Origin of the sequence: Olsenella massiliensis (assembly GCF_001457795.1) — a bacterium.
Taxonomy (GTDB): Bacteria; Actinomycetota; Coriobacteriia; order Coriobacteriales; family Atopobiaceae; genus Olsenella_F; species Olsenella_F massiliensis.
In genome coordinates this window covers 321373-348035 of sequence record NZ_LN898210.1, presented here as the reverse complement: position 1 = coordinate 348035, position 26663 = coordinate 321373, and the positions used below count along the sequence as shown (strand labels likewise).

The 26663-nt window shown below is 66.1% G+C and carries 23 protein-coding genes and 1 tRNA gene; 23 read left to right on the top strand and 1 reads right to left on the bottom strand.

What is annotated here, in order from left to right; translation table 11 throughout:
• Nucleotides 1-108 precede the first annotated feature (108 nt).
• Together BN3001_RS03795 and BN3001_RS03790 are read left to right on the top strand one after the other, a co-directional pair.
• The gene (locus BN3001_RS03795; protein ID WP_058270459.1) at nt 109-1626 is read left to right on the top strand and encodes an IMP dehydrogenase; all 1518 of its coding nucleotides are present in this window, start codon (nt 109-111) and stop codon (nt 1624-1626) included.
• A 41-nt stretch (nt 1627-1667) separates the two neighbouring features.
• Nucleotides 1668-2726: a 5-bromo-4-chloroindolyl phosphate hydrolysis family protein gene (locus tag BN3001_RS03790; RefSeq protein ID WP_058270458.1), complete on the top strand. Its 1059-nt coding sequence runs from the start codon at nt 1668-1670 to the stop codon at nt 2724-2726.
• Nucleotides 2727-2794: 68 nt separating this feature from the next.
• Here BN3001_RS03790 and BN3001_RS03785 read toward each other — a convergent pair whose 3' ends face one another.
• Nucleotides 2795-3943 carry a toxic anion resistance protein gene (locus BN3001_RS03785; protein ID WP_058270457.1) on the bottom strand — a complete coding sequence of 383 codons (1149 nt, stop codon included), beginning with the start codon at nt 3941-3943 and terminating at the stop codon, nt 2795-2797.
• A gap of 336 nt (nt 3944-4279) precedes the next feature.
• On the opposite strand from BN3001_RS03785, the gene leuS reads away from it, so the two are divergent.
• The 21 genes from leuS (at nt 4280) to BN3001_RS03680 (ending at nt 26660) form a co-directional block, all read left to right on the top strand.
• A complete protein-coding gene (gene leuS / locus BN3001_RS03780; protein ID WP_058270456.1) occupies nt 4280-6841 on the top strand; it encodes a leucine--tRNA ligase in 2562 nt (853 codons plus the stop codon).
• A gap of 180 nt (nt 6842-7021) precedes the next feature.
• A complete protein-coding gene (locus BN3001_RS03775) occupies nt 7022-7492 on the top strand; it encodes a ribosome maturation factor RimP (protein WP_058270455.1) in 471 nt (156 codons plus the stop codon).
• A gap of 29 nt (nt 7493-7521) precedes the next feature.
• Nucleotides 7522-8781, top strand: coding sequence for a transcription termination factor NusA (gene nusA / locus BN3001_RS03770; RefSeq protein ID WP_058270454.1), 1260 nt, complete (start codon nt 7522-7524; stop codon nt 8779-8781).
• 53 nt (nt 8782-8834) lie between these two features.
• Nucleotides 8835-11462 carry a translation initiation factor IF-2 gene (infB, locus tag BN3001_RS03765; RefSeq protein ID WP_058270453.1) on the top strand — a complete coding sequence of 876 codons (2628 nt, stop codon included), beginning with the start codon at nt 8835-8837 and terminating at the stop codon, nt 11460-11462.
• Between the two features lie 3 nt (nt 11463-11465).
• Complete coding sequence (rbfA, locus tag BN3001_RS03760; RefSeq protein ID WP_058270452.1) at nt 11466-11888, top strand: 30S ribosome-binding factor RbfA; 423 nt, start codon at nt 11466-11468, stop codon at nt 11886-11888.
• Nucleotides 11889-11892: 4 nt separating this feature from the next.
• Nucleotides 11893-12930, top strand: coding sequence for a DHH family phosphoesterase (locus BN3001_RS03755; RefSeq protein WP_058270451.1), 1038 nt, complete (start codon nt 11893-11895; stop codon nt 12928-12930).
• Nucleotides 12930-13856 (top strand): tRNA pseudouridine(55) synthase TruB, encoded by a 927-nt coding sequence (truB, locus tag BN3001_RS03750; protein ID WP_058270450.1) that lies wholly within the window; start codon nt 12930-12932, stop codon nt 13854-13856. Before BN3001_RS03755 ends, truB begins: the two co-directional genes overlap by 1 nt.
• Nucleotides 13853-14923, top strand: coding sequence for a riboflavin biosynthesis protein RibF (gene ribF, locus BN3001_RS03745; RefSeq protein ID WP_058270449.1), 1071 nt, complete (start codon nt 13853-13855; stop codon nt 14921-14923). Before truB ends, ribF begins: the two co-directional genes overlap by 4 nt.
• Nucleotides 14920-16752, top strand: coding sequence for a DNA primase (gene dnaG, locus BN3001_RS03740; RefSeq protein ID WP_058270448.1), 1833 nt, complete (start codon nt 14920-14922; stop codon nt 16750-16752). Before ribF ends, dnaG begins: the two co-directional genes overlap by 4 nt.
• Nucleotides 16753-16866: 114 nt before the next feature.
• Nucleotides 16867-18153 (top strand): RNA polymerase sigma factor RpoD, encoded by a 1287-nt coding sequence (gene rpoD / locus BN3001_RS03735; RefSeq protein WP_082629973.1) that lies wholly within the window; start codon nt 16867-16869, stop codon nt 18151-18153.
• 163 nt (nt 18154-18316) lie between these two features.
• A tRNA-Asn gene (locus BN3001_RS03730) sits at nt 18317-18391 on the top strand.
• Between the two features lie 208 nt (nt 18392-18599).
• Complete coding sequence (locus tag BN3001_RS03725) at nt 18600-19412, top strand: ABC transporter permease (RefSeq protein WP_235815033.1); 813 nt, start codon at nt 18600-18602, stop codon at nt 19410-19412.
• Between the two features lie 305 nt (nt 19413-19717).
• Nucleotides 19718-20434, top strand: a complete 717-nt coding sequence (locus tag BN3001_RS03720; protein ID WP_058270445.1) for a phage minor head protein — start codon at nt 19718-19720, stop codon at nt 20432-20434.
• Nucleotides 20431-20646, top strand: a complete 216-nt coding sequence (locus BN3001_RS03715; RefSeq protein WP_058270444.1) for a hypothetical protein — start codon at nt 20431-20433, stop codon at nt 20644-20646. Before BN3001_RS03720 ends, BN3001_RS03715 begins: the two co-directional genes overlap by 4 nt.
• Nucleotides 20646-21002 carry a YjcQ family protein gene (locus BN3001_RS03710; RefSeq protein WP_058270443.1) on the top strand — a complete coding sequence of 119 codons (357 nt, stop codon included), beginning with the start codon at nt 20646-20648 and terminating at the stop codon, nt 21000-21002. Before BN3001_RS03715 ends, BN3001_RS03710 begins: the two co-directional genes overlap by 1 nt.
• Before the next feature lie 44 nt (nt 21003-21046).
• A complete protein-coding gene (locus tag BN3001_RS03705; RefSeq protein ID WP_082629962.1) occupies nt 21047-21466 on the top strand; it encodes an HK97 gp10 family phage protein in 420 nt (139 codons plus the stop codon).
• 102 nt (nt 21467-21568) lie between these two features.
• Nucleotides 21569-22120, top strand: coding sequence for a hypothetical protein (locus BN3001_RS03700; protein WP_058270441.1), 552 nt, complete (start codon nt 21569-21571; stop codon nt 22118-22120).
• Nucleotides 22121-22193: 73 nt separating this feature from the next.
• Nucleotides 22194-22616, top strand: a complete 423-nt coding sequence (locus tag BN3001_RS03695) for an HD domain-containing protein (RefSeq protein WP_235815032.1) — start codon at nt 22194-22196, stop codon at nt 22614-22616.
• A gap of 225 nt (nt 22617-22841) precedes the next feature.
• A complete protein-coding gene (locus tag BN3001_RS03690; RefSeq protein WP_058270439.1) occupies nt 22842-23633 on the top strand; it encodes an ABC transporter ATP-binding protein in 792 nt (263 codons plus the stop codon).
• On the top strand, nt 23630-24820 hold the full coding sequence (locus BN3001_RS03685) for a glycosyltransferase family 2 protein (protein ID WP_082629961.1): 1191 nt from the start codon (nt 23630-23632) through the stop codon (nt 24818-24820). Before BN3001_RS03690 ends, BN3001_RS03685 begins: the two co-directional genes overlap by 4 nt.
• A 4-nt stretch (nt 24821-24824) precedes the next feature.
• Nucleotides 24825-26660: a glycosyltransferase gene (locus BN3001_RS03680; protein ID WP_058270438.1), complete on the top strand. Its 1836-nt coding sequence runs from the start codon at nt 24825-24827 to the stop codon at nt 26658-26660.
• The last annotated feature ends 3 nt before the right edge of the window (nt 26661-26663 follow it).

The window sequence follows — 26663 nt, the reverse complement described above, 5'->3', positions numbered from 1 at the left end:
TTTTCAAGTTGTCAGCTTCCGGCAGCCCGGGGGCATGACCCACGCCAGCCATAGATGCTAGAATCCTCTCTAGCCCACCCCTGTATCCGACTGGCAAAGGAGTCGTCCATGGCGGTTTTCTTCGAGGGAGAGTCCCACACCTTCTCTGAGTATCTGTTGGTCCCTGGCTACTCCTCGCATGAGAACGTCCCCGCCAACGTGTCGCTCGACACCCCGCTCGTGCGCTTCCGCAAGGGCGAGAAGCCCGCCCTCACCATGCACGTGCCGCTTGTCTCGGCCATCATGCAGGCCGTCTCGGGACCGCGCCTTGCGATCGCCCTCGCCCAGGAGGGCGGCGTCTCGTTCATCTATGGCTCCCAGTCGCCCGATGACGAGGCCGCCATGGTCCGCGAGGTCAAGACGTACAAGGCCGGGTTCGTGGTGTCCGACTCCACGCTCGCCCCCGACATGACGCTTCAGGACGTGCTGGACATCCGCGACCGCACGGGACACTCCACTATGCCCGTCACCGACGACGGGAGGCCCCACGGCCGCTTCGCGGGCATCGTCACGAGCCGCGACTACCGGGTCTCCCGCGACGACCGCAACAAGCTCGTGCGCGAGTTCATGACCCCCGCGGCGGAGTGCATCACGACCAACGTAAAAAGCACGCTCAAGACGTGCAACGACATCATCTGGGACAACAAGCTCAACTCGCTGCCCGTCATCGACGACGAGGGCAGGCTCTCGTCCCTCGTGTTTCGCAAGGACTATGACGCGCACAAGTCCCGCCCCGATGAGCTCATCGACGAACGCAAGCGCTATGTCGTGGGCGCGGGCATCAACACCCGCGACTACGCCGAGCGCGTCCCCAAGCTGGTCGAGGCCGGCGCGGACGTGCTGTGCATCGACTCGTCTGAGGGCTTCTCGGAGTGGCAGAAGCTCACGCTCGGCTGGGTGCGCGAGCGCTATGGCGAGAGCGTCAAGGTGGGCGCCGGCAACGTCGTGGACGCCGAGGGCTTTCGTTACCTCGCCGACTGCGGCGCCGACTTCGTGAAGGTGGGCATCGGCGGCGGCTCCATCTGCATCACGCGCGAGCAGAAGGGCATCGGGCGCGGTCAGGCGTCCGCCCTCATCGACGTGTGCCGCGCGCGTGACGAGTACTTTGAGGAGACCGGCATCTACGTGCCCGTATGCTCGGACGGCGGCATCGTCTACGACTATCACATGACGCTCGCGCTTGCCATGGGCGCCGACTTTCTCATGCTGGGACGCTACTTCGCGCGCTTTGACGAGTCGCCCACGCGCCGCCTCAACGTCAACGGCTCCTACGTGAAGGAGTACTGGGGCGAGGGCTCGGCCCGTGCGCGCAACTGGCAGCGCTATGACCTTGGGGACGAGAAGCGGGGCCTCTCGTTCGTGGAGGGCGTTGACTCCTACGTTCCCTACGCCGGCCCGCTCAAGGACAACGTGGACACCTCGCTCACGAAGGTTCGCTCCACCATGTGCAACTGCGGTGCGCTGACCCTGCCGGAGCTTCGCGAGAAGGCCAAGATCACCCTCGTGTCCGCCACCTCGCTCGTCGAGGGCGGCGCCCACGACGTGATTCTCAAGGACGCCGACTCCAACGTTCAGTTCAGGTCCTAGCGCACCCTTGGTCAGGCGACGTCGCGGGGGAGGCGGTGGGGATGGCTGACACGAACGGCTGGGACGACGACGAGGAAGTCGACCTGCTTGACGAGGTTGACGCCGCCCTCGCCCAGATCGACTTCAAGGGCATGGCCGCCTCGCTCGCGAAGACGGCGGCAGACGTCGCCCAGGAGCTGGGCCTGGCAAGGCGCGACCCCTCTCCCTACATCATCTGCGAGCGAGACGCGCTCTTGCGCGGCACCGGTGAGGTTGCGGGCGGCCTCATGGCGGGCCTGGTGGCGCTTCCCCTGCTGACCCTGGGCATCTCCCTCGTCGCCGCCGGTCTGCAGGGCCCCGGGATCGTGGTGATCGCTCTCGGAGCCTCGGCAGGGTGGGGGGCAAAGACCCTCGTCGGGCGCGGCGTCGGCCGACGACGCATGACCAAGCTGCTGAAGGCGATGTCGGACGAGCTCGGCGACACGGAGCTCATCACGCTGAGGGAGCTGGCGGGACGGGTGGAGGTCACCCAGGACCGTCTGCGCCCGCTCGTGGACGACGCCATCGACCGCGGCTTCATCCCGCAGGGCCACCTGGGCATGCTTCAGGGCGCCGAGACCCTCTTCCTGAGCTCGCGCTCATGGGACGAGGCTCATGTCGTCAGGGACGAGTCGTGCGGCACAGAGGACGTGCTGGGCGCGTGCGACTCCTTCGTGCGAAGCGTTCGGGCCGTGGGCGAGCGCATCGAGGACGTGGAGGCGCGGGCGCTTCTGGGGCAGATAGCCGCCAGGGTCGAGGGCATCACCGCCTACGTGAGGGCGCATCCCCAGACCGCCTCGCGGATGCGTCGCGTCACCTCGTACTACCTGCCCACGACGCTCAAGCTGGCGGACTCCTTCGCCGAGCTGGAGTCGCACGGCACCCAGAGCGTGACGGCGCGAACGACCCTAGGCGAGCTCAAGGGCACGTTCAAACAGGTGGGTGCCGGACTCTCCAAGCTGTCGGACGAGCTTCTCACCGAGCAGTCGTGGGACCTCGCCGGTGACATGAGCGTCATGCGCACGATGCTCGAGCAGGACGGCCTCGTCGATGACGGCGACGCCCTGAGGCCCCGGCCCTAGAGCGTCGCCGACGCCTTTCGGGCCTGCTGCCCGCCCCGTCGCTTGTGACCGTCTTGGCGGCGGCGAGGCTAGTGTCGTGACGCCTCGAGGAGCTTCGTCTTGAGCTCGCCTTCTATCTTGGCGAGCTCAGCCTCGGCAAGGCGCCGCTTCTCGCGACCCTCCGTCTGGATGCGCGACACCTCGTCGAGGGTGGAGATGAGCTGCTCGTTGGTGTGCTGCAGCGTCTCGATGTCAACGACGCCGCGCTCCGCCTCCCGGGCGGCCTCGGCGGAGGCGATCTTGAGCTGGTCGGCGTTCTTCCTGAGGAGCTCGTTCGTCATGTCGGCCACGGCGCGCTGGGCGCGGGCTGCCTGGTTCGCGTGCTCAACGCCCAGGGCGATGACCATCTGGTTCTTCCACAGGGGAATGGTGTTCACCACGGTGGATTGGATCTTCTCGGCCATGACGGCGTCGGAGCTTTGGACGAGACGGATCTGGGGGGCCGTCTGGAGCGCCACCTGCCGCGTGAGCTCGAGGTCATAGATGCGCTTCTCGAAGCGGTCGCACTTCTGGGAGAGGTCGCGGGCGGCCTGGGCGTCCTCGGCGAGACCGCTTTGGGCGGCCTTGGCCTGAAGCGCCGCGAGGTCCTCGCTGCGCACGGTGGCGAGCTTCTCCTTGCCGGCTGCCACGTACATCGTCAGCTCCTTGAAATAGGCCTCGTTGAGGTCGTAGAGCTGGTCGAGGAGGGCGATGTCCTTGAGGAGCGTCCTCTGGTGGGTCTCGAGGATGCCCGAGATGCCGTCGACGTTCTTCTCGACCTCGCTGTAGCGGGCCTTGAGCGCCTCGAGGTTGTTCTTGGCCTTGTGGAAGAGCCCCAAGAGGCCCGTGTCCTTTTGGTTGGGGTCGAAGTTCTTGAGCGTCACGACGAGCGCGTTGATGTCGTCGCCGACCTCGCCCAGGTCATGTCCGCGAACGCCTGCGAGCGCGCGCTCCGAGAACTCCGAGACCTTGCGCTGGGACCCCACCCCATAGGCGAGGACGCCCGCCGTGTCGGTGACGTCGATCTTGCGGGCGAACTCGCTGACCTTGGCGCGCTCCTCGGGCGTGAGGGACGAGACGAGGGCCTCGTCGCGTGCCGGCGACGCGCCTGAGGGCTCGGAGGGCGTCGCGGCCGGCGAGCCAAACTCGAGCTCGGGCTCCGGGACGTCAAGCTTGATGTCTTCAAAGGCGTCTGACATGTGTTCCTCCCGATGACGGGTGCCGACGGGCACCTCGCGTGCTTTTGTGACATCAGTGTAGCGGTGGGGAGGCGCGCCGCGCGCGCAGCGTCGGTAAACTCGGGCCAAATGAGCGCATTTGCCCAAACCCGTACCGATGCCTGACGATCCGCTTACATATGGTCCCCCTGCCCGCCACGGACGGGCTCTCAGCCCGCTCGTCTCACGCGCGGGGCGCCGCCCCCTCGCTGAGCCTGCGGCCGCCCGTCTTTTCGCCTCGTCGCGCACAGGCGCTCCCGCGGCGCATACCTGCTAGAATCAACCAGCGTATGTCCGCGTGCAGGAAAGGTCTTCCCTATGAGTGAGAGCGTAAGCGAAAGCACGGGCTGTCCGACCTACGACGCCCAGGCCATCGAGGCCAAGTGGCAGGAGGTCTGGGACCGGGAGGGCCGCTACGCGACCGACGAGGACCCCTCCAAGCCCAAGAAGTACGTCCTGGAGATGTTCCCGTACCCCTCGGGCGACCTGCACATGGGCCACGCCCGCAACTACACCATCGGCGACGCCATGGCACGCCAGGCCCGCATGAGGGGCTATGACGTGCTGCACCCCATGGGCTTCGACGCCTTCGGCCTGCCGGCCGAGAACGCCGCCATCAAGCACCGCACTCAGGCGGGCGCCTGGACGCGTGAGAACATCGCCCAGGCCGTCAAGACCATGCGGCGCATGGGCTTCTCGTATGACTACGACCGCATGTTCAACACCTGCGACCCCGAGTACTATCGCTGGGGCCAGTGGATGTTCATCAAGATGTGGGAGCGGGGCCTGGCCTACCGCGACACCTCCCCGGTCAACTGGTGCCCCACCTGCCAGACCGTGCTTGCCAACGAGCAGGTCGTTGACGGCAGGTGCTGGAGGTGCGGCTCCGTCCCCGAGAAGCGCAAGCTCTCGCAGTGGTACCTCAAGATCACCGACTACGCCCAGGAGCTGCTGGACGACCTCGACCAGCTGGACGGCTGGCCCGAGAACGTCAAGGCGCAGCAGCGCAACTGGATCGGGCGCTCCGAGGGCGCCGAGATCGACTTCAGGCTGGCCGCGTCGGACGGCGTGACGCCCACGGACCGCGTCGTGTCGGTGTTCACCACGCGCGCCGACACGATCTTCGGGGTGTCGTTCATGGTCCTGCCGCCCGAGAGCGACCTCGCCGCCGAGCTCGTGGCCGGCACCGCGTACGAGCCGGCCTACCGCAAGCTCAGGGAGGCAACCGAGAAGGTCAGCTCCGTGGAGCGCCAGGGGTCCGACCGCGAGAAGCACGGCGTCCCCACCGGCCGCTTCGTCATCAACCCCGTCAACGGGCGCCCCGTGCCCGTCTGGGTCGCGGACTACGTGCTCATGGACTACGGGACGGGCGCCGTCATGGGCGTCCCCTGCGGCGACCAGCGCGACTTTGACTTCGCCCGCAAGTACGGCCTGGAGATCGCCCCGATCATCTGCGAGAAGGACGACCCCCTCTATGACGAGCTCAAGGACGAGCGCGAGCTGCGCGTGCGCTCCGTGAGCTGGGAGCGCGCCATGAGCGCCGAGGGGTTCCTCGTGCAGTCGGGGGAGTTCACGGGACTTAAGGGCGGCAAGCACTCCGAGGCGGTCGACGCCATCGTCGCGTGGATGGGCGAGCATGGCTGCGGACGCGCGAAGGTCCAGTTCCGCCTGCGCGACTGGCTCATCAGCCGCCAGCGCTACTGGGGCAACCCCATCCCCATGATTCACTGCGACGACTGCGGCGACGTCCCCGTGCCGCTCGAGGACCTGCCCGTCCTGCTCCCTGACGGCCTCGACCTGGGAGCGGGGGAGACCCTCGCCCAGTACGCGCCGTTCTATGAGACCACCTGCCCGCGCTGCGGCAGGCCCGCCCGGCGCGTCACGGACACGATGGACACCTTCACCTGCTCGAGCTGGTACTACCTGCGCTACTGCGACCCGCACAACGACGCGGCGCCCTTCTCGCGCGAGGCCGCAGACCGCTGGATGCCCGTGGACAACTACATCGGCGGCATCGAGCACGCCATCCTGCATCTGCTCTACTCGCGCTTCTGGACCAAAGTCCTGCGCGACCAGGGCATGGTCGGCTTTGACGAGCCGTTCACCAACCTGCTCTGCCAGGGCATGGTCAAGGACGAGCATGGCGACGTCATGAGCAAGTCCAAGGGCAACGTCGTGCCTCCGGCGAGCGTCATCGAGCCCTACGGCGCCGACACGATGCGCCTGGCCATCCTCTTCATCGCCCCTCCCGAGAAGGACTTCGACTGGGACGTGGAGGCCGTCGCCGGCGCCAACCGCTTCATCAAGCGCGCCTGGCGCGTCGTGTGGGAGCTGAGCGCCGCAGGCGCTGCGGGCGAGGTGGACCCCTCCTCCCTCGACGAGGGAGCGGCTGAGCTCTACCGGACCCTGCACGCGCTCGGCCTGCGCTGCACGGCCGACTTTGACCGCGGGCAGTTCAACACCGCCATCTCGGCCTGCATGGAGCTCGTGAACGCCGCGAGCAAGTACCTCCTCGCGGTCGATGCGTCGGGTCGCGACGCCGCCGTGTGCCGCCGCGTCGCCCATGACATCGTGTGCATGCTCGCCCCCATCTGCCCGCACTGGGCCGAGGAGCTGTTTCACGCGGCGCTGGGCAGGGAGGGCTCCGTCTACGACGAGCCGTGGCCCGCGTTTGACGAACAGGCGGCAAAGAGCGACAGCGTCGAGATCGTCGTCCAGGTCAAGGGCAAGAACCGCGCGCGCATCACCGTGCCTGCGGACATCTCGAAGGGAGAGCTCGAGCTCCTGGCGCGCGAGGCCGTGGCCGCCCAGATCGAGGGCAAGGACGTGAAGAAGGTCATCGTCGTCCCGGGCAGGCTCGTGAACGTCGTCGCGGTGTGACGCCCTGACGCCAATCGCAGCGGACGTGCAGGAGCTGTGTGCGCCGCGCCCGGCTTGCCTTTGTCGTCCGGCTGACGTATAGTATGTGGAGCTTAATCGTGATCGTTCGAGGAAGTGGGGCAGAACCTTTGCCCCGCTTCCTTTTAGTATGCAGGTACGTTGTGCCGGGAAGGGGACTGCATGGCTTCGTCCGAGTTGGAGATGCGGCTGCTGGAACTGCTCGAGCCGCTGGCCGCCGATCATGGCGTCGACCTCGTCGACCTCGAGGTGACCGCCTCGCGCAAGGCGCCCTGCGTGCGCGTGCGCATTGACCACTCCGACGAGGGGTCGCCCGCCATCACGCTGGACGAGGTGGCCCAGCAGACCCGCTGGATCTCGGACGCGCTCGACGCGGCGGACCCCATCGAGGGCCCGTTCACGCTCGAGGTGTCATCCCCCGGCCTCGACCGGCCCCTCTCGAGGCCCCGCGACTTCGAGCGCTTCGCGGGAGAGCAGGTCGTCATCAAGACCACGGCGGCCGAGGGAAGGAGCCGCTATACCGGACGCCTCAAGGGGCTGGCCGGCGGGAAGGTCGTCGTCGAGTGCGACAGGGAGACCTTCTCGCTTGACCTTGAGGACGTCAAGTCCGCAAAGCTGAAGCCAACGTTCTAGGCCCGCCGCCGAGGAAAGGAAAGCAACACATGGCAGCATCCGACATGATGAACGCCCTGATGGCGCTCTGCGAGGAGAAGCACATCGACCAGGGCGAGCTCATCCACAACCTGGAGGAGTCCCTGGCCGAGAGCTACGGCAAGGTCCTGCGCCTCCCGTTTGGCGCGAAGGTGACCATCGACCGGGAGTCCGGCAGCGTCTACGTGTACGAGCTCGTCCCAGACGACGACTCCATGATCCTGGACGAGGAGGACGAGCATTACGGCGAGTACACACGCTTCACGGAGCGCAACGTGACGCCCTCCGACGCCAGCCGCTTCGCGGCGCAGCATGCCAAGGGCGTCATCAACGAGATGGTTCGCAACTCCAGCCGCCGGCAGATCTTTGACGAGTTCAAGGACCGCATCGGCGAGCTGATCACGGGTACCGTGCTGCAGACCACACCTGAGTTCACCTTCGTCAAGATTCGCGAGGGCGTCGAGGCGGAGCTGCCCTACTTTGACCTCACCCGCCATCCCGACGAGCGCAACGAGCGACCTGCCGGCGAGCGCTACAGCCACAACGAGCAGATTCGCGCCATCATCATCGACGTGCGCGACCCCGACTCCAAGCAGGCGCCCATCAAGGGCGAGCGCCAGCGCCCCACCATCGTCCTCTCGCGCACACATCCCAATCTCATCACGCGCCTCTTCGAGCTGGAGGTCCCCGAGGTCTACGACCACGTGGTCGAGGTCCGCTCCGTCGCGCGCGACGCCGGCGTCCGCTCCAAGGTGGCCGTCTCGTCCGTGGATCCGCGCCTCGACCCCGTGGGGGCCTGCGTCGGCCCCAAGGGCAGCCGCGTCCGCACCGTGGTGAGCGAGCTCAAGGGCGAGCGGGTTGACGTGGTCCTCTGGGACGATGACCCCGCCAGGTGCGTCGCCAACGCGCTTTCTCCCGCACGGGTGAGCAGGGTCGTGGTGGACCCCGAGACGAAGCACGCCACCGTCATCGTCCCCGATGACCAGCTGACGCTCGCCATCGGCAAGAAGGGGCAGAACGCCCGCCTGGCCGCCCGACTCACGGGCATGCACATCGACATCAAGAACGAGACGCTCGCCGACGACATCCTCGGCGGCCTCGGGGCCGACCTTGACCTCATCGGCGCTGAGGAGCGTCGTTGCCACTACGTCGGCCCCACCGGCATCAAGTGCCGCAACCTGGCGCGACCCGGCTCCAACTACTGCGGCATCCATGAGAGCCACCACGGCATCGAGGACGAACAGTCCGCCGAGGCCGACGCCCTGCGCTAGCGGGCGACCTGACAACGACAGTCCCGCTCGCGAAGAGTACGGAAGGTGATTCAATGCCCAAAATGAGAGTTCACGACCTGGCCAAGGAGTTTGGCGTCACGAGCAAGGAGATGCTCGGGTATCTCTCCGACATGAAGATTCCGGCCAAGTCGGCCTCGTCGTCGCTCGAGGAGGCCTACATCTCCATCATCCGCAAGAAGATGAAGCCCATCCTCGAGGCCAACGCCGCCAAGATCGAGGCAGAGAGGCGCGCCGAGGAGGAGGCCAGGGCGGCGGCCGAGAAGGCTGCCGCCGAGGAGGCGGAGCGCAAGCGCATCGAGGTGGAGAGGCGTCGCGAGAAAGAGCGCGCCGAGGAGGAGGCCCGTCGCCTCGCGGCCGAGGAGGCCCGTCGCGAGGAGGAGGAGCGCCGCGCCGAAAAGGAGCGCAAGCGCAAGGAAGAGGAGGAGCGCAATCGCGTCAAGGACACCGCTCCCCGGACGACGACGAGCTTCACGAGTCTCCTTGACCAGATCGCCGAGCAGGAGAAGGTCCTCAAGCAGCGCGAGGAGGACAGGGCGCGCAAGCGCGAGGACGCCCGCTCCGCCCGCAAGGACGCCACGCCCGGCGAGCGTCGCGGCTCCCGCTTTGCCCCGCATTCTGGCGAGGGCGCAAGCCAGGCCCGCCCTGACGAGGGCGACGGCCGCGGCCGCGGCAGGGGCCGCAAGGGTTCCAAGCGCGCCCAGGGCGAGGACCGCTACAGCCGCATGGCGCGCGAGGCCGAGAAGTACACGCGCACGAGCCACGTCTTTGAGGAGGCTCGAGAGGCCATCGAGGAGGCCCGCCAGTCCACCGGACGGCGCAAGAAGCGCAAGGAGCGTCGCCGTCAGCAGCAGGCGGAGGCGGCCGAGGTGGAGCGCATCCAGGAGGCCATCAAGAACGACCAGGACCTCTCCCAGCTCGACACCGTCAAGGTCCCCCAGGGCTCCACGGTCGCAGACCTCGCCAAGCTTCTGGGCGTGCCGGCCAACGACATCATCAAGCGGCTGTTCCTTCTGGGCACGCCGCTCACGGTGACCGAGTCCATGTCGGACGAGCTCATCGAGCTCGTCGCGGACGACCTCGGCGCCGACGTCAAGGTCATGAGCAAGGAGGAGGAGAACTCCTTCACCTTCTATGACGACCCCAAGGACCTCAAGTCCCGCCCGCCCGTGGTCACCGTCATGGGCCATGTCGACCACGGCAAGACCTCGCTGCTTGACGCCATTCGGCACACGGGCGTGGCCGAGGGCGAGGCGGGCGGCATCACGCAGGCCATCGGCGCCTCCCAGGTCAAGATCAACGACCGCGTCATCACCTTCATCGACACCCCGGGCCACGAGACCTTCACGGCCATGCGCGCCCGCGGCGCGCGCGTGACGGACATCGTCATCCTCATCGTGGCGGCGGACGACGGCGTGATGCCCCAGACCATCGAGTCGATCAACCATGCCAAGGCGGCCGACGTCCCCATCATCGTTGCCGTCAACAAGATCGACAAGCCGGGCGCCGACCCCACCCGCGTCCGTCAGGAGCTCTCGGAGTACGGCGTCATGCCCGAGGAGTGGGGCGGGCAGAACATGTTCATCGACATCTCGGCCAAGCGCAACCTCAACATCGACGCCCTGCTTGAGGCGGTCCTGCTTGAGGCCGACGTCCTTGAGCTCAAGGCCAACCCGGACACCTTCGCCTCGGGCAACGTCCTCGAGGCGAAGCTCGACCGCGGTCGCGGCTCCGTGGCGACGCTGCTCGTCAACCGCGGCACCCTGCGCGTGGGCGACGCAATCGTCGCGGGCATGTGCTATGGCAAGATTCGCGCCATGGTCAACCCGCACGGCGAGAGCGTCGACGCCGCCGGCCCCTCCGACCCGGTCGAGGTCCTGGGCCTCTCGAGCGTCCCCATGGCCGGTGACGAGTTCCGCGTGTTCCAGGACGAGCGCGACGCCCGCAGCCTCGCGGACGAGCGCTCCCTCAAGGCGCGCATCGAGGAGCAGAACAAGGTCAAGCACGTGACGCTCGAGAACCTCTTCTCCACGATGGAGGAGTCCGACGTGCGCGAGCTCAACCTCATCATCAAGGCCGACGTCCAAGGTTCCATCGAGGCGCTGCAGGACTCCCTCGACAAGATGGACCAGAGCGAGGTGCGCATCAACACGATCCACTCCGCCGTCGGCGCCATCTCCGAGACGGACGTCACGCTCGCCGACGCCTCCAACGCCATCATCATCGGCTTCGGCGTGCGCCCCGAGTCCAAGGCTCGCTCTGCCGCGGAGCGCCAGGGCGTCGAGATTCGCACCTACAGCGTCATCTACAAGGCCATCGAGGACATCGACGCCGCGCGCATCGGCATGCTCAAGCCCACCGAGCAGGAGGTGCAGACCGCGTCGGTCGAGGTCCGCAACACGTTCAAGGTGCCCAAGGTGGGCGTCGCCGCAGGCTGCATGGTCCAGGAGGGCGAGGTCTCCCGCGACGACCTGTGTCGCCTCGTCCGCGACGGCATCGTGGTCTACGAGGGCAGGCTTGCCTCGCTGCGTCGCTTCAAGGACGACGTCAGGAGCGTCAAGGCGGGCTTCGAATGCGGCATCGGCCTCGTGAACTTCCAGGACTTCCATGTGGGCGACACCATCGAGGCCTATCGAGTCGAAGAAGTCGCACGTACGGAGTAAGACATGAAGCAGAATCAGAATTCGCGTCGCGTCAATCGGCAGGCCCGCGAGAAGCTCGCCTCCATCCTGCTGTTCGAGCTGTCCGATCCCGACCTCGCGCTCGTGACCATCACGGGCGTTGAGGTCTCGGTGGACAAGTCGGTGCTGCGCGCGTACGTGAGCTGCGAGCCCGATCGCTACGAGTCGGTCTCGGCCGGGCTTGCCCGGGCCCGAGGCCGCATCCGTTCGCTTCTGGGCCATGCGCTGGGCTGGCGCGTGACGCCGGAGCTGATCTTCCAGATCGACACGACGGCCGACGACGCCGAGCGCATCCAGAAGGCCCTCACGAACGTGCCGCCCACGCTTGCGGTCGAGAAGGACGCGGACGGCTATCCCCTCGACGACGCCGCCGCCGCGCGGGACCACACCCAGGAAGGCGGGCGGTAGCCGCATGGGACTCACATCCAATCGCGAGCAGGAGGAGGCCTTCGCCGACATCGCCCGTCTCATCGAGGCGAGCGACGAAGTCGCCATCTGTGCCCACACCTCTCCCGACGGGGACGCCATAGGCTCCGGCCTCGCGCTGGGCATGATCATCCGTCGGGCATGGCCACAAAAGCGCGTCTGGAACCTGCTCGCCGACGACGCTCCCGTCCCGAGCATCTACGCCTTCCTTCCCGGGGCTGACCAGATGGTCCGCGCGTGCGCCTACCAGGGACGTCCCGACCTCTTCGTCAGCGTTGACCTGTCCGTTGACGCACGGCTCAATGACGGCGAGGCGGTGCTCGCGCGCTCCCGGCATCACGCGATCATCGACCATCACCCCTGCCTCTCTCATACGGGCGAGGCCTTCGTCATCCGGCCCTCCGCCGCCGCCAGCGGCGTCATCGTCACCGAGCTTGCGCTGTTCTTGGGCGTCAGGCTTGACGCCGCCATGGCCCAGTGCCTCTTTTGCGCCATCGTCACCGACACGGGCCGCTTCCAGTACCAGAACGCCGACCCCGAGTCCTTCCAGGTCGCCTCGCTGCTCGTCGACGCCGGGGCGTCGCCCTCGGAGGTCTCGCTCAACGTGTACCAAAGCTTCAGCCTGAGCTACCTGCACCTTGAGTCGGCCGTCATGGGAAGGATCACGACGTTTGCGGGCGGCAAGATCGCCTACAGCTACGCCACCCAGGAGGACCTCGAGCGCACGGGCGCGAGCCTTGACGAATGCGACGGGCTCATCGACGTCGTCCGCAGCGTCGCCGGCAGCGAGGTCGCCCTCTTCCTCAAGGAGATACCCGGAGGCCAGGTGCGCGGCAACCTCAGGTCCAAGACCACGCACGACGTGTCCTCGGTCGCGGCGTCGCTGGGCGGCGGCGGGCACGTCGCCGCCGCGGGGTTCACGGTTGACGGGACGGTCGACGAGACCCTGGCGACCGTCCTGCCCAAGCTGCGCGACCTCGTGGACGTGTCCGACTGGCGCGACGGGACGGGGAGCCTCCAATAGTGCGACGCAGGGCGAGCCTCATCAACGGCCTTCTGGGCCTTGACAAGCCGACGGGCATGACGAGCCATGACGCCGTCGCGGCGGTGCGCCGCGCCCTCGGCGAGCGGCGGGTCGGCCATGCCGGCACGCTCGACCCCTCCGCCACCGGCGTGCTCGTGGTCGGGGTGGGGCAGGCCACGCGGCTTCTGGGGCTGCTTGCCGCCGACCGGAAGTCGTACGAGGCGTGCGTCGAGTTTGGCTTTGAGACCGACACGGACGACGCGCAGGGCACGCCCACGGTCAGCGCGGACGTTCCGCGCGCGCTGCGTGACGTCGCGCGCGCCCGGGCGCTGCTGGCGAGCCTCACGGGACGCTCGCTCCAGGTTCCCCCGGCCTACAGCGCCATCTCCGTGCGGGGCCGCAGGGCCTACGACATCGCCCGCTCGGGCGGCGCGGTCGAGCTCGAGCCGCGGCCCGTCGTCGTGTACGAGGCGACGCTCATGGGCATCGAGCCCGGCGACCCTCTCAGGTGGCGCTGCCGCTTCGAGGTCTCCAAGGGCACCTACGTCCGCGCTCTCGCCCGCGACCTTGGCCGCATGGCCAAGACGGCGGCGCACCTGTGCGAGCTTCGGCGCACCGCCTCCGGCGGGGTGAGCCTGAGCGACTGCGTCACGCTCGAGCGCCTCGCGAAGGACGGTCCCGCCGCCCTCGAAGGCCGGCTCCTCGACCCCTGCAAGCTGCTGGGCGCCCGCCCGTGGCACGTGGACGCCCGCGTCGCCGCCCTTGCCGCGCAGGGTCGGGCTCTCGACGCCCCCGCGGGCCTGGGTGAGGGGCGGCGCGTGGGCCTGGTCCTTGACGGCGGCCTGGTGGGGGTGTGGCACCGCGACGGCACGCGCCTCAGGTGCGACCTCAACTTTCCCCAGCCCCTGGCGGGGGTGAGGCCATGAGCGCCCATGACGGCCTTCCGAGCTACCCCCTCGCTTCCGGTGAGCTGTCCAGGCTGGTGAGAGACTCCCTGCTTCGGGGTCCCGTCACGGGCGTTGAGGTCCGGGAGCTTGAGCGAGGCAGGTCCTGGACGCGCCCGGGCGTCGCGCTGGGACCCACGAGTGACGTCGCGCTGTGCGTCGGGTCATTTGACGGCTTCCACCGCGGCCATCGCCTCCTTGTGACGAAGACCGTGAACGACGCGCGCCGTCACGGCGCCCTGGCCGCGGCGCTCACGTTTGAGCCGCTGCCCGCTCAGTTCTTTGGCGCCGCAGGAGGCTCCCATCGCCTGCTCTCCAGCGAAGAGCGGGTCGTGGCCCTGCTGGGAGCCGGCCTCGACGCCGTCATCGTCCTTGACTTTGACGACGAGCTGGCCTCCACCACCTACGAGGACTTCGTCACGCGGACGCTGCCCCGGCTGATGAGGGTGGGCGCCTTGCACGTGGGAACCAACTTTCGGCTGGGCAGGGGCGGGGCGGGCACGCTTGATCGTCTTCGCGACCTGGGAGAGCGCCACGGCATCACCGTCACGGGCCACGAGCTCCTTGCCGCGGACGGCGTCGCGGTCTCATCGACGCGCATTCGCAGGCTCATCCATGAGGGGGACGTCGAGCGCGCCTCCCGGCTCCTTGGCAGGCTCCCGTTGGTCTCGGGGTCGGTCGGGCACGGCAGGGGCGAGGGGGCCCGCCTCGGCTTTCCCACCGCCAACGTCGTCGTGGACCCCACGCGCTGCCTTCCTCGGGAGGGGGTGTACGCCGGCGTCGTCGTTCATGGGCGCAGGGCCTGGCCGGCTGCCGTCAACGTGGGCAAGCCCCCCACCTTCTCCTCGCCCGACCCCGCGTTTCTCGAGGCGCATCTTGTGGGGTTCTCGGGAGACCTCTACGGGGACGCCCTGAGCGTGCTCTTCTGCCGCTGGCTGCGCGCCTCGCGTCGCTTTGGCTCCCTCGGCGAGCTCGAGAGGACCGTGCTGGGCAACGTCGCCTGGGTGAGGGACAACATCGGCTCCGCGGGCGTGGAGGTGCCAACATGATCAGCGACGAGGACAAGGAGCGCGTCCGTCAGGCGACCGACCCTCTCGCGCTCGTCGGCGAGACGGTCGAGCTCAAGCGCCGCGGTCGCGACTACTGGGGCTGCTGCCCCTTTCACCAGGAGAAGAGCCCCTCGTTCCACGTCAACCCCGAAACGGGCCTCTGGAAGTGCTTCGGCTGCGGCGCGGGAGGCGACGTCTTTGCCTATGTGATGAGGCGCGAGAGCCTGGACTTTCCCGACGCCATTCGCTATCTGGCCGATCGGGCGGGCGTCGAGCTGACCGAGGAGCGCGGGGCCGGTCGGCGAGGGCCCCGGCGCAACCGGCTTTTGGCCTGCGTGCAGGATGCCCGTGATTTCTACGCCCTCATGCTCATGCGCGGTCGCGGGGAGGGCCCCGACGCGGCGCGGCACTACCTTGCCGGGCGCGGGTTCGGCTCCTCCGTCTGCAGGGACTGGGGCCTGGGCTTTGCCGAGGGTCGCGGCAGGCTCGTCGCCCATCTGCGCTCAAAGGGCTACAGCGACCAGGAGCTCCTCGCCGCGGACCTCGCCCTGGAGGGGCGCGGCGGGCTTAGGGACCGCTTCTTTGACCGCGTGATCTTTCCCATCAGCGACGAGCAGGGTCGCCCCATTGGCTTCGGCGGCCGCGTCCTGACCGACGCCAAGCCCAAGTACCTCAACACCAAGGACACGACCGTCTTCCGCAAGGGGAAGCATCTCTTTGCCTTCGACCGCGCCAAGGACGAGATGGTCCGCACGGGGGCGGCCGTCGTGTGCGAGGGCTACACCGACGTCATCGCCCTGCATCAGGCCGGCTTCACCAACGCCGTCGCGGCCCTGGGAACGGCGCTGACGCTGGACCACGTGACCGCTATCGGCCGCTTTGCCAAGCGTCGCGTCATCTGCATGTTCGATGGCGACGAGGCGGGCCAGCGAGCGGCGGAGCGCACGATCCAATTTCTTGACAAGACGCCGCTCGAGCTGTTGTGCGTGGTGCTGCCGGGAGGGCTCGACCCCGCCGAGTTCCTTCAGGAGCAGGGCCCCGAGGCGCTTCGGTCCCAGCTGGAGGCCGCCGTCCCCCTGATGGCCTTCGTCTTCGAGAAGCGCCTCGCCCGCTTTGACGTGACGGTCCCCGGCCAGCGGGTGGCCGCGCTCGATGACCTCTCGTCCCTGCTGGCGCCGCTGGGGGACTCCATCCTTTTGGACGCGTTTGCCACTCAGCTTGCCGGCCTGGTCGGCGTTGACGTCGCCGAGGCAAAGCGTCGCATCGCCGCCCGGCGCGCCGGGCGTCAACATGACGGTCCCACCCAGACGCCCGCCCCGCGGCATGACGAGCCCGTCCAGACGTTCTCCGGCCAGGCTGCGGGCATGCCCCTGAGGCTCAGCGAGGGCGAGCGTCGCCAGCTGGCCGTCGAGCGCGAGCTGCTCTCCATCATGACGACCGACATCGACCAGGTCAGGGACAAGGGGGAGAGGATCGGCTCTCTCACGTGGGTGGACGCCCGCGACCAGGCGATGGCCTGGGCCATGCTCGCGACGCCCCCGGACAGCACGCCGGCGCAGGTCGTCGGCGCGGCCGCGGCCGTCGTCGCCGAGGCGCCGCAGATCCTTTCGGAGGGGACCATGCCCTCGACGGCCGACATTCCCACCGCCTCCCAGGTGGAGTTCCTGGTGGACATGATGGACCTATGGACCTCGCGTCAGCGGCTTAAGGAGCTCAAGGCGCGCGTCATGGCGGCTCGGGAGGGCGATCAGGCCGACCTGATGCGTCAGGCGAACCAGGTCCAGCAGCACGTCAACGAATTGGCGGCACGTCTGACGCAGGGTGTGTAAGGCCTTACAATTGGGTATCATACCTGCGTCTCTCTCGACGAAAGGATATTTGTGGCTACAAACACGTCTCAGGGCTTCGAAGGACTCTCCCGTGAGCTCCAGGCCGTCGCCAGCATGCTGGTCTCCAAGGGCTCAAAGCGAGGCTCGTCGGTGACGGAGGATGACGTCCAGCTTGCCATCGCCGAGATTGACGTCGATGACGACGAGCTCTCTGACCTGTATGACGCCGTCCGATCCAAGGGCGTGGACATCGTGAGCGCCAACGAGGGGGACGACCCCAAGATGGACGCGGACGACGACGAGGACCTGGACGACGACAAGCTCGACGACGATGACGACAGCGATGACCCCGAGCTCACCGAGGCGCGCGAGGAGGCCAAGGCCGCCAACGAGGTTCTTCGCTCCGCCCCCAAGGCCAAGACGCACAAGCGCTCCAGCCGTGCGCGCGCCCGCAGGACCGACAGCTCCACGGTCATGCTCACGGGCGACCCCGTTCGCATGTACCTCAAGGAGATCGGCAAGGTGGACCTGCTCACCGCCTCCGAGGAGGTGCACCTTGCCATGAAGATCGAGGCGGGCACCGAGGCGAGCGCCAAGCTCGAGGCCGCGGAGGACGGCGAGATCGAGCTCACGCGCGCCGAGCAGCGGCGTCTGATGCGCATCGAGCAGGTGGGCCTTGAGGCCAAGCAGGCGCTCATCAGCGCCAACCTGCGCCTGACGGTGTCCATCGCCAAGCGTTACGTGGGCAGGGGCATGCTCTTCCTCGACCTTATCCAGGAGGGCAACCTGGGCCTCATCCGCGCGGTCGAGAAGTTTGACTACACGAAGGGCTTCAAGTTCTCCACCTACGCCACCTGGTGGATCAGGCAGGCCATCACGCGCGCGATCGCCGACCAGGCCCGGACCATTCGCATCCCCGTCCACATGGTCGAGACCATCAACAAGCTCGTGCGCGTGCAGAGGCAGCTCATGCAGGACCTCGGCCGCGACCCCACGTCAGAGGAGATCGGCGCGGAGATGGGCATCTCCGCCGACCGCGTGCGTGAGATCCAGAAGATCAGCCAGGAGCCGGTCTCGCTCGAGACGCCCATCGGCGAGGAGGAGGACTCCCAGCTCGGCGACTTCATAGAGGACTCCATGGCGGTCGTTCCCGCCGAGGCGGCGAGCGACTCCATGCTGCGCGAGCAGCTCGGCCAGGTGCTGGATGGGCTTGCGGACCGCGAGCGCAAGGTCATCAAGTTCCGCTTTGGCCTTGAGGACGGCCATCCCCGGACGCTCGAGGAGGTGGGTCGCGAGTTTGGCGTCACGCGCGAGCGCATTCGCCAGATCGAGAGCAAGACCCTCGCCAAGCTGCGTCATCCCTCACGCTCCTCCAAGCTCAAGGACTTCATGGAGGAGTGAGGAGGCACGTGTCGCGCACCTGGGCGTGCCTTGACGGCCTTTCGTCGCAGTCGTCGGCGCCGTCCCTCGCGCTTTGATGTGTGCGCGCAAATCGCCCATTTTTTCTCTTGCGCCCGAGCTTCAATCCGCTATAGTAGTTGTTCGTGTCACGTGCACCAGACATTCCCCGGTGGCGCAGTGGTAGCGCAGCTGACTGTTAATCAGCGTGTCGCAGGTTCGAATCCTGCCCGGGGAGCCATTTGATTGTCCTCGAACCCGCTGGGCCGCAAGCCCGGCGGGTTCGCTGCCTTTGCGTCGAATCTGAGCGCGGGTCTGCCCCTCGATGGGTGCGAACGCCGGCGATGGGGCTTTTCCGCTCATTCTTGGGGGAGGGACCCCGATGATGGGCCTATGCTAGGATGCTAACGACACGCAAGGACGGACACCGCCCTGACCTCGGAGGCAACGTGGAAGCGACGCAGCAGATCTCTGGCAAGGACGCCTGGTACCCGACGGGTCAGAAGGACATCTTCATTCTCAGGCAGCTCGTCACCAAGGACTTCAAGCTCAAGTATCGCAGGAGCGCCCTGGGCATCCTGTGGAGCGTCCTGAACCCCCTGCTCATGATGATCGTCCTCGCAGCGGTGTTCGGCTCGTTCATGAACAATCGCGCCCCCGAGATCGGCAACTTCCCCGTGTATCTGATCTTGGGCAACACCGCCTGGCAGCTGATGGCCGACGCCACGTCCCAGGGCATGGGGTCCATCATCGGCGCGGCGCCGCTGCTCAAGAAGGTCAAGGTCAACCGCTATGTCTTTCCGGTCCAGAAGGCGCTGTTCGCCGGCGTCAACTATGCGTTCTCGATCATGGCGATCGCCCTCGTCATGCTGTTCGAGGGCGTTCCCGTGGGACCCACCGCGCTGCTTTGGCCGGTGTGGCTTCTCATGCTCATCGCCTTCAGCTCCGGTCTCTCGCTTCTGCTCTCGGCGCTCTCGGTGTTCTTCCGCGACGTCATGCATCTGTGGGGCGTCGTCCTGACGGCCTGGATGTACCTCACGCCCATCTTCTACTCCGTGACGCTGCTTCCCGACTGGTTGCACAGGCTCGAGGTCTTCAACCCCATGTACTGCTACGTGACCTACCTTCGTCAGATCGTGCTCTTTCAGAGCGTCCCCTCGCCCCAGATGCACCTGGCCTGCATCGCCTATGCGCTGGGCTCGCTGCTTTTGGGATACGTCGTGTTTCGTCGCCATGAGCACAAGTTCATCCTCTTCATCTAAATTTGATTGCGTCTTAGCAGGTAGATGGCTTAATAGTTTTATTTGCACCCCCATTTGTCCCAACTGGCTCGCGTTGCGCGCCGGCTTCCATCGGGCCGGGCGCCTCTCTGACCCTGCCTTCCGAATGTCATGAGCAGGAACGTGGGATCGAGCCGCGCACCCGCGCATGCCTTCCACAGCCTCTCTCGCTCGGCGAGCAATCATGTCCCCAAGCCGCGCCTCACTAAGGTCGATCGGGAGGGCGTGAGGTAGTCAACGTCCATCGGGTTCGTGGCCACGAGCTCGCATCGCACGCGTAGGCGAGGGTGCGCCGCAGCACTGCAGGCTACGGACGCGAGCTCAAGCAGTGGATAGCCTCCCTCGACGGCCGCACGCGCGATTCCCACAGGAGGCTAGACGGCACGCACGTCAAAGCTGATGAGAAGTTTGACAACGGCTGCAGGTTCCCCGGCGACCCCGAAGCACCGGCAGCAGAGGTTTATAACTGCCGCTGCACGCTCGTCGCCTACGTCCCCGGCCATGACGTCACGGCAGGCCGCGAGAAGCAGTCTGTAGGCTCTCTTAGCTACGAGGAATGGAAGCGCGGCGTTAGGGAGCAACAACCAGAAGCAGCAAGCGGCAGGAGCCTGGAGAGGTTCCTGGAGCTTCCGAGCGTGCAGAAGCGCATAGAGAAGTCCGGCATGAGCGTGAGGACGCTCGCAGATGCCATGCGCGAGGAGATGCGCAACCAAGGCTATAGGGACCTCAGAGCCTTCAAGACGCTGCCGAGGAGCAGGCAGCAAGAAATGAGTAAACATGCCGCAGAAAGGAAAGTTGAACGTGGCATATCAGATACAAGCATTAAAGATGCCCTAGAGAACCCCCTGCATATAACAGAAGTTAAGGTGGACAAATATGGGAGACCATCACAGAACTACATAGGCAAGGATGCTACGGCTGTTGTTAATCCCGAAACGGGTAAAATAACCACTGTATATCCGACAGGAAAATCGAGACTAAAAAAGTACGGGAGGCAAGAATGAGCAGCGAGGCATTAAACAAAAGTCAAGTTTCTCTGCTTTCAAAGTTCAACTTCCCCACTAATTTTTCTGAGCTTAGCGCTGATGAGATCAACCATATCGATGACGTTATTTCTGAGGAATTGCAGATATACGGCATAAATGATGCTGGTGATGGCCTCAATGAATATGGTGAGCTTTGCAGAAGCCTTTTGGTCTACTTGGCTGATTTCTAATGAACGACTTTACCGTCATCGCTCGCCTGCTTGCGGCTATTCGCGCCTACGACGGTAAGCCTTTCAATGCGGCCGCCGTCTCTCCTGCGGCGCTCAAGACGGACGAGGCAACGCGTGACCTCTTGGCACTTAAGCTGCAGAATGCGGGCTATATCGAGGGGCTTATCACGACGGAGGACATAGACAATGCCCCTCAGTGCGTGCTGTGGCGGTCTTCTTCGCCATCTATCACGCTTGCGGGGCTTGAATATGCCCAGGAGTGCAAACCGCTACACAAGGCCATACAAACGCTTGCACAGGACGCAGTAACGGCCGCTGTAAGCGCTACGGCAAGCGGCATTACAAACCTGCTCTAAGCTCGTGACAGCACCCCCATGCTCATGCGTGGAGGTGTTTTTTCATGGCTAGAGGAGAAATCAATCAGCATGGCGTTGATTTAGGCATGATCGCCAGCAACACCAGAGGCCTTACTGATGCTGATGTAGACGGATTGATAGAGATACGTGAGGACAATCGCGAGCAGATAGCTAATGCGATCAAATCAGCCATCGCCAAAGGCCTGGAGACCATAGGGCTCGTCGCCGAGGGGTACGCCAAGGCGGACGTGCCGGTGGACACGGGCAGGCTCAGGAACTCGATTACGCATACCACGGACGGCAAGGACGCCTACGTCGGCACCAACGTCGAGTACGCGCCCTACGTCGAGTTCGACGAAAAGCTTTCACACCCGAACGGCGGCAAGGCCCACTTCCTGCGCGACGCGGCGGCCGGCCATGCATCTGAATACGCCCAGATCATGCGTGACGCCCTTGGTGGCTAGAAACGCCTCGTGACAGCCGGCTGATACTCACCTTGCACATAAGGCAGGGGCAAGGCAACGCCCCCTGGATGTCCCGAGGCACCAGGACAGCGAGGAGAGAGCATGGCGCTGACACGCAAGATGCTGAAGGCCCTGGGCATCGAGGATGACAAGGCGGACGAGATCATCGAGGCCCACGCCGAGACCGTCAACAGCCTGAAGAGGCAGGCTGACGACGCCCGCGCGCGCTCCGGTAACGCCGAGGCGCTGCAGAGGGAGGTCGAGGAGCTGAAGGAACGGCTCAAGGCGGCTGGCACGGTCCATGACGTGCTCAGGCACACGTTCAGCGCAGACGCCGGGGACTTCTCGAAGGAGTCCAGGCGGGTGCGGTCCTCGCTTGAGGGCGCGGGGTACACTATGGCCGAGGTCAAGAACACCCTGCAGTTCAAGCGGCGGGCGTACCGTGGGGTGAATGCCCAGGTGTTGACGCCGGATGGGTACGTGTTCGATCTGCAGTTCCACACGCCCGAGAGCCTTGGGGTCAAGGAGGGCCTGACCCACAGGCTCTACGAGAGATCGCACAGGCAGGAGACCGACAAGGGGCGCCTGAACGTCCACCGCATGGACGATACGGGCAGCGTCTACGAGACGTACTGCTTCCCGCTCGGGAGGTGAGTGACGAACCTCGATCTGATGGACACGCTCATCGGGGAGCTCTGGCTGGACGAGATCGACGAGGAGGACGCGCGTGGCATCATCGCAGGAAGGAATCGCGAGATCCATGGCGGAGGCGGCGCACAGGGGCCAGCTCGACAAGGCCGGTAGGCCGTACATCGAGCATCCGGCGCACGTGGCCGCTCACGTCGAGGGAGATGCCGCCAAGGCGGCTGCATGGCTCCACGATGTCGTTGAGGACACGGGCGTCACCTTCGACGACCTGCTGGCGGCGGGCATCTCAAGCGAGGTGCTTGAGGCCGTGCGCCTGCTCACCCACGAGCCGGGGACGCCGTACATGGAGTACGTGCGGCGCATCAAGGCGAACCCAATAGCCCGTGCCGTGAAGCTGGCCGACCTCGCGCACAACAGCGACCTGTCGAGGCTGCCGGAGGTCACAGAGTCAGACCTTGAGCGCCTGGAAAAGTACCAGAAGGCAATGGCAGAGCTATCGTGAGGCCCCGCGCGGGGGCCTCACGCGTTAGGAGGCCCCATGCGGAGGATCAGGTGGTTGGTTCCTGACTTTGGGCAGGAGGGCATCTTGCCTCTCGGGCGTGTTGCGCACGGCTCCAGGCGGGCGTGTCATGCGAGCGTACTGTGATGCATATCGCAAGCTAGAGCGCCTTGTGATACCTTGTAAACCCTGAAGGGCCGCACCTCTTCTAGCCGCAAGGGAGTCCCGTTGTCCGAGAAGCGCCTCTTTCGCACCCTCACGACGAACGTCGTCCAGGACGAGACGATCATCGACGTCGATGACGTGTCCATGATCTTCAACATCGCCTCGGAGCAGTTCAACTCGCTCAAGGAGTACTTCATCGCGCTGATGCGCCACGAGCTGCGCTTCAAGGAGTTCCGCGCGCTCGACCACATAAGCTTCAAGGTCAGGCGGGGCGAGGCCTTTGGCCTGGTGGGCACCAACGGCTCGGGCAAGTCCACGATGCTCAAGATCATCGCTGGCGTCCTGGAGGCCTCCGAGGGCAGCTGCTCGGTCAAGGGGACCATCGCCCCGCTCATCGAGCTGGGCGCGGGCTTTGACATGGAGCTCACGGCCAAGGAGAACATCTATCTCAACGGCTCCCTCCTGGGCTACAGGAAGGAGTTCATCGACAGCCACTTTGATGACATCGTCGCCTTCGCCGAGCTCGAGAACTTCATGGACATGCCGCTCAAGAACTACTCGAGCGGCATGGTGGCGCGCATCGCCTTCGCGATCGCGACCATCACGGAGCCCGACATCCTCATCGTCGACGAGACCCTCTCGGTGGGGGACTTCCTCTTTCAGCAGAAGTGCGAGGACCGGATCCAGGAGCTTGTGAGGTCCGACAACACGACGGTGCTGCTCGTGAGCCACAGCATCGACCTCGTGGAGCGCATCTGCGACCGCGTCTGCTGGATCGAGAAGGGCAGGCAGCGCATGCTGGGCGCGGCCGACGAGGTGTGCGAGGCGTATCGGAGCCTGGGGGATCTGGCATGACGGGGCAGGGCGAACGCGGGGGAGGCGTCGACGTCAGCGTCGTGGTCCCCTGCTACAACACGGAGCGATACCTCGACCAGGCGCTTGCGAGCGCCGAACAGAACGACCGCGTCTCCCTTGAGATCATCGTCCTCAACGACGGGTCCACGGACGGGTCCTTGGACATCATGCGTCGCCACGAGGCCAGGGACGTCCGCGTGCGCGTCATCGACAAGCCCAACCAGGGCTACGGCGCGACGGTCAACAGGGGATTCGCGGAGGCGCGCGGCACCTACCTTGCCATCCTGGAGCCGGACGACTGGGTCGAGCCGCATATGTATGACGACCTCTTTGACTTTGCCCGGAGCTTCTGCCTCAAGACGCCCCCGGACGTCGTGAAGTCGCCGTACTGGCGCATCTGGATGCCGGGGACCCCTGACGAGCGGCGGCTCAACTGCGCCTATTTTCGGCGCATCCGTCCCTCTCGCCAGCCTTTCACGCTCGGCGACTGCCCGCGCCTCGTGCAGCATCATCCCTCCATCTGGTCCGCGCTGTACCGAGCCGGCTTCATTCGCGACCGCTCCATTCGCTTCAAGGAGGTCCCGGGGGCGGGATGGGTGGACAACCCCTTCTGGTACGAGACGCTCTGCCAGGCAGAGACGATCGTCTACCTGGACACGCCCTATTACTGCTACCGGGAGGACCTTCCCGGCTCCTCGTCGGCCACGCGCGACCTCGCCCTCTCCTTCGACCGCTGGCAGGACATGTGCGACGTCTGCGACCGGCTTGGCGTCACGGACGAGGGCGTGCGCAGGGCCCTCGCCGTCGTGGGCTTTCGCTACGCGGGCGAGGCCGTGGCCCAAGGCGCCCTCGAGGACGCCGACCTCAGGGCGCGGATGGGCGCCATCTTCTCTCGCATGGACGCCGAGACGATCCTCTCGCTGGACAACGTGGCGCCTCGCCTGAGGGAGCTGGCCTTCAGGCTCTCAGGCAGAGAGGTGCCCCGCGTCGCCGCCCTGGGCTATGCCCGGGGCCTCGTGCGCGAGTTCTCACACTCCCTCGGCATCAACGGCGTGGGCTTTGCCCTCGCGCAGACGAGGCGCTATCTCAGGAGGCGCGCCAACCAGAACCGTCGCGGCCCGCGCCGCGACGGTGGGGAAGGTCAGGGCAAGGGGCTCCCCAAGAGCGCCCCCAGGAAAGGTCGCTAACCTCATGATGGTCAACTTCAGGCTCGCAAACGTGCTGCTATGCGACTCAGAGCGCAGCGTCACCCAGCCCTCCCTCTATTGGCGGCAGTCCCGGCTTCCCAGGGCCACGGAAAAGGGGAGCGTCATCCTGGCCGACCCCGCGAGCGAGCGCTACGACTTCGCAACATACTTCAACGCCCTCTCGTCCATCAAGTGGCGTCGCTACACGCCCATCGACAACGTGTGGTTGCATCTGAGGGTCAAGGGCTCCCTCACGCTCACGCTCACGAGTTACTCGGGGTACAAGTCGCCCAAGAGGGCGGAGCTGCTGACTCGCACGGTCCGGCATGACGAGGTCGCGGATCTTGACGTCGAGTTTCCCTCCATCGCGGGGGACCTCCTCGCCTTTGAGGTCGCGACCGCCTCGCCCGTGGAGCTGGTCGAGGCCTACTACTACACGAAGGTGGACGAGGCCCTCATCCGCCCCGTCGAGCTCGCCGTCGCCACAACCACCTTCAAGAAGGAGGAGTACATCCTTCCTAACGTCGAGCTTTTGCGGCGCGAGGTGGGAGGCTGCGACGAGCCGGTTGCCAAGCACTTCACGCTGCACGTGATCGACAACGGCCGCACGCTCGACGCGCAGGGGCTCTCAGAGGGCTGCGTGGTCGTGCATCCCAACCCCAACGTGGGCGGCTCGGGCGGCTATGCCCGGGGCATGATCGAGGCCTTGAGGCAGACGCCCCAGGCGACGCACGTCATCCTCATGGACGACGACGTGGAGGTGTCGCCCGAGAGCGTCAAGCGCACCTTCAACCTGCTCTCCCTCGTGCGGGACGAGTACGCGTCGGCGCTGCTGTCGGGGGCTATGCTCTCGCTCGAGCAGCAGGACATGTTCCGCGAGGACATCGGCCACCTTGACGAGAACGGCATGTTTGAGCCGGTCAAGAGGAAGCGCAGCGTCGCGACGCTCAGGGAGGCGCTCCGCCTTGAGACGATGCGCGCCTCCAAGGTCAACGCCTACGCGGGCTGGTGGTACTGCTGCATTCCCACGGCGGTCATCAGGAGGGTCGGCCTGCCGTTGCCCCTCTTCATCCGCGGGGACGACACGGAATACGGCATACGCTGCGACGAGCCGTTCATGACCATGAACGGCATCTGCATCTGGCACATGACCTTCTCGGCCAAGTTCCGCGCCAACCTCGACCGGTATCAGGTGCTGCGCAACTCCCTCATCGGCCAGGCTACCACGGGTGCCTACCCGGGCGTTGACTTCACGAGGGCGATCAGGATCGTCTTTGGCTTTGACCTCAAGAACTTCTATTACGACGGCTGCGAGCTCGCCATCCGCGCCATCGAGGACTACCTGCGCGGCCCGGAGTACCTCAAGCGCGTCGACGGTGCCGCGCTCATGGCCGAGACGGGCAAGAAGAACGAGAAGGTCGTCCCCCTCGACGAGATTGACGATCCCCGGGTCCTGCGCGTATCGTTCAAGCCCGAGAAGCTCAAGAAGAAGAAGCGTCGAAACAGCGCCCAGCACCTCTACGACTACGTTACCGAGAACGGACATCGCCTGCCCGACTTCCTCGTGAGCGACGAGCCTGCCGTGACGCTCCTGCAGGACTACGCCCCCAACAAGATTCGTAACCGCAGCTGCATCCTCGCCGTCACGGCAGACGGCAACGAGGGCGTGCTGAGGGAGTTCGACCGCCGTCGGGCCGCCGCGCTCGAGCGCGAGCTGCGCCGCGTCTTGGCAAAGCTCGACCGCTGTGGCGACGAGGTGGCCGCCAGCTGGGCCGCCGCAAAGGACGAGCTCACGTCCGTCTCGTTCTGGGAGGACTACCTCAGGCGCATGGCCCGCTAGGGT

Bases quoted from the DNA above. Each gene is read 5' to 3' on its own strand.
- BN3001_RS03795 (WP_058270459.1), top strand. From the start codon at position 109: ATGGCGGTTTTCTTCGAGGGAGAGTCCCACACCTTCTCTGAGTATCTG.
- BN3001_RS03790 (WP_058270458.1), top strand. From the start codon at position 1,668: ATGGCTGACACGAACGGCTGGGACGACGACGAGGAAGTCGACCTGCTT.
- BN3001_RS03785 (WP_058270457.1), bottom strand. From the start codon at position 3,943: ATGTCAGACGCCTTTGAAGACATCAAGCTTGACGTCCCGGAGCCCGAG.
- leuS (WP_058270456.1), top strand. From the start codon at position 4,280: ATGAGTGAGAGCGTAAGCGAAAGCACGGGCTGTCCGACCTACGACGCC.
- BN3001_RS03775 (WP_058270455.1), top strand. From the start codon at position 7,022: ATGGCTTCGTCCGAGTTGGAGATGCGGCTGCTGGAACTGCTCGAGCCG.
- nusA (WP_058270454.1), top strand. From the start codon at position 7,522: ATGGCAGCATCCGACATGATGAACGCCCTGATGGCGCTCTGCGAGGAG.
- infB (WP_058270453.1), top strand. From the start codon at position 8,835: ATGCCCAAAATGAGAGTTCACGACCTGGCCAAGGAGTTTGGCGTCACG.
- rbfA (WP_058270452.1), top strand. From the start codon at position 11,466: ATGAAGCAGAATCAGAATTCGCGTCGCGTCAATCGGCAGGCCCGCGAG.
- BN3001_RS03755 (WP_058270451.1), top strand. From the start codon at position 11,893: ATGGGACTCACATCCAATCGCGAGCAGGAGGAGGCCTTCGCCGACATC.
- ribF (WP_058270449.1), top strand. From the start codon at position 13,853: ATGAGCGCCCATGACGGCCTTCCGAGCTACCCCCTCGCTTCCGGTGAG.
- dnaG (WP_058270448.1), top strand. From the start codon at position 14,920: ATGATCAGCGACGAGGACAAGGAGCGCGTCCGTCAGGCGACCGACCCT.
- rpoD (WP_082629973.1), top strand. From the start codon at position 16,867: ATGCTGGTCTCCAAGGGCTCAAAGCGAGGCTCGTCGGTGACGGAGGAT.
- BN3001_RS03715 (WP_058270444.1), top strand. From the start codon at position 20,431: ATGAGCAGCGAGGCATTAAACAAAAGTCAAGTTTCTCTGCTTTCAAAG.
- BN3001_RS03710 (WP_058270443.1), top strand. From the start codon at position 20,646: ATGAACGACTTTACCGTCATCGCTCGCCTGCTTGCGGCTATTCGCGCC.
- BN3001_RS03705 (WP_082629962.1), top strand. From the start codon at position 21,047: ATGGCTAGAGGAGAAATCAATCAGCATGGCGTTGATTTAGGCATGATC.
- BN3001_RS03700 (WP_058270441.1), top strand. From the start codon at position 21,569: ATGGCGCTGACACGCAAGATGCTGAAGGCCCTGGGCATCGAGGATGAC.
- BN3001_RS03685 (WP_082629961.1), top strand. From the start codon at position 23,630: ATGACGGGGCAGGGCGAACGCGGGGGAGGCGTCGACGTCAGCGTCGTG.
- BN3001_RS03680 (WP_058270438.1), top strand. From the start codon at position 24,825: ATGATGGTCAACTTCAGGCTCGCAAACGTGCTGCTATGCGACTCAGAG.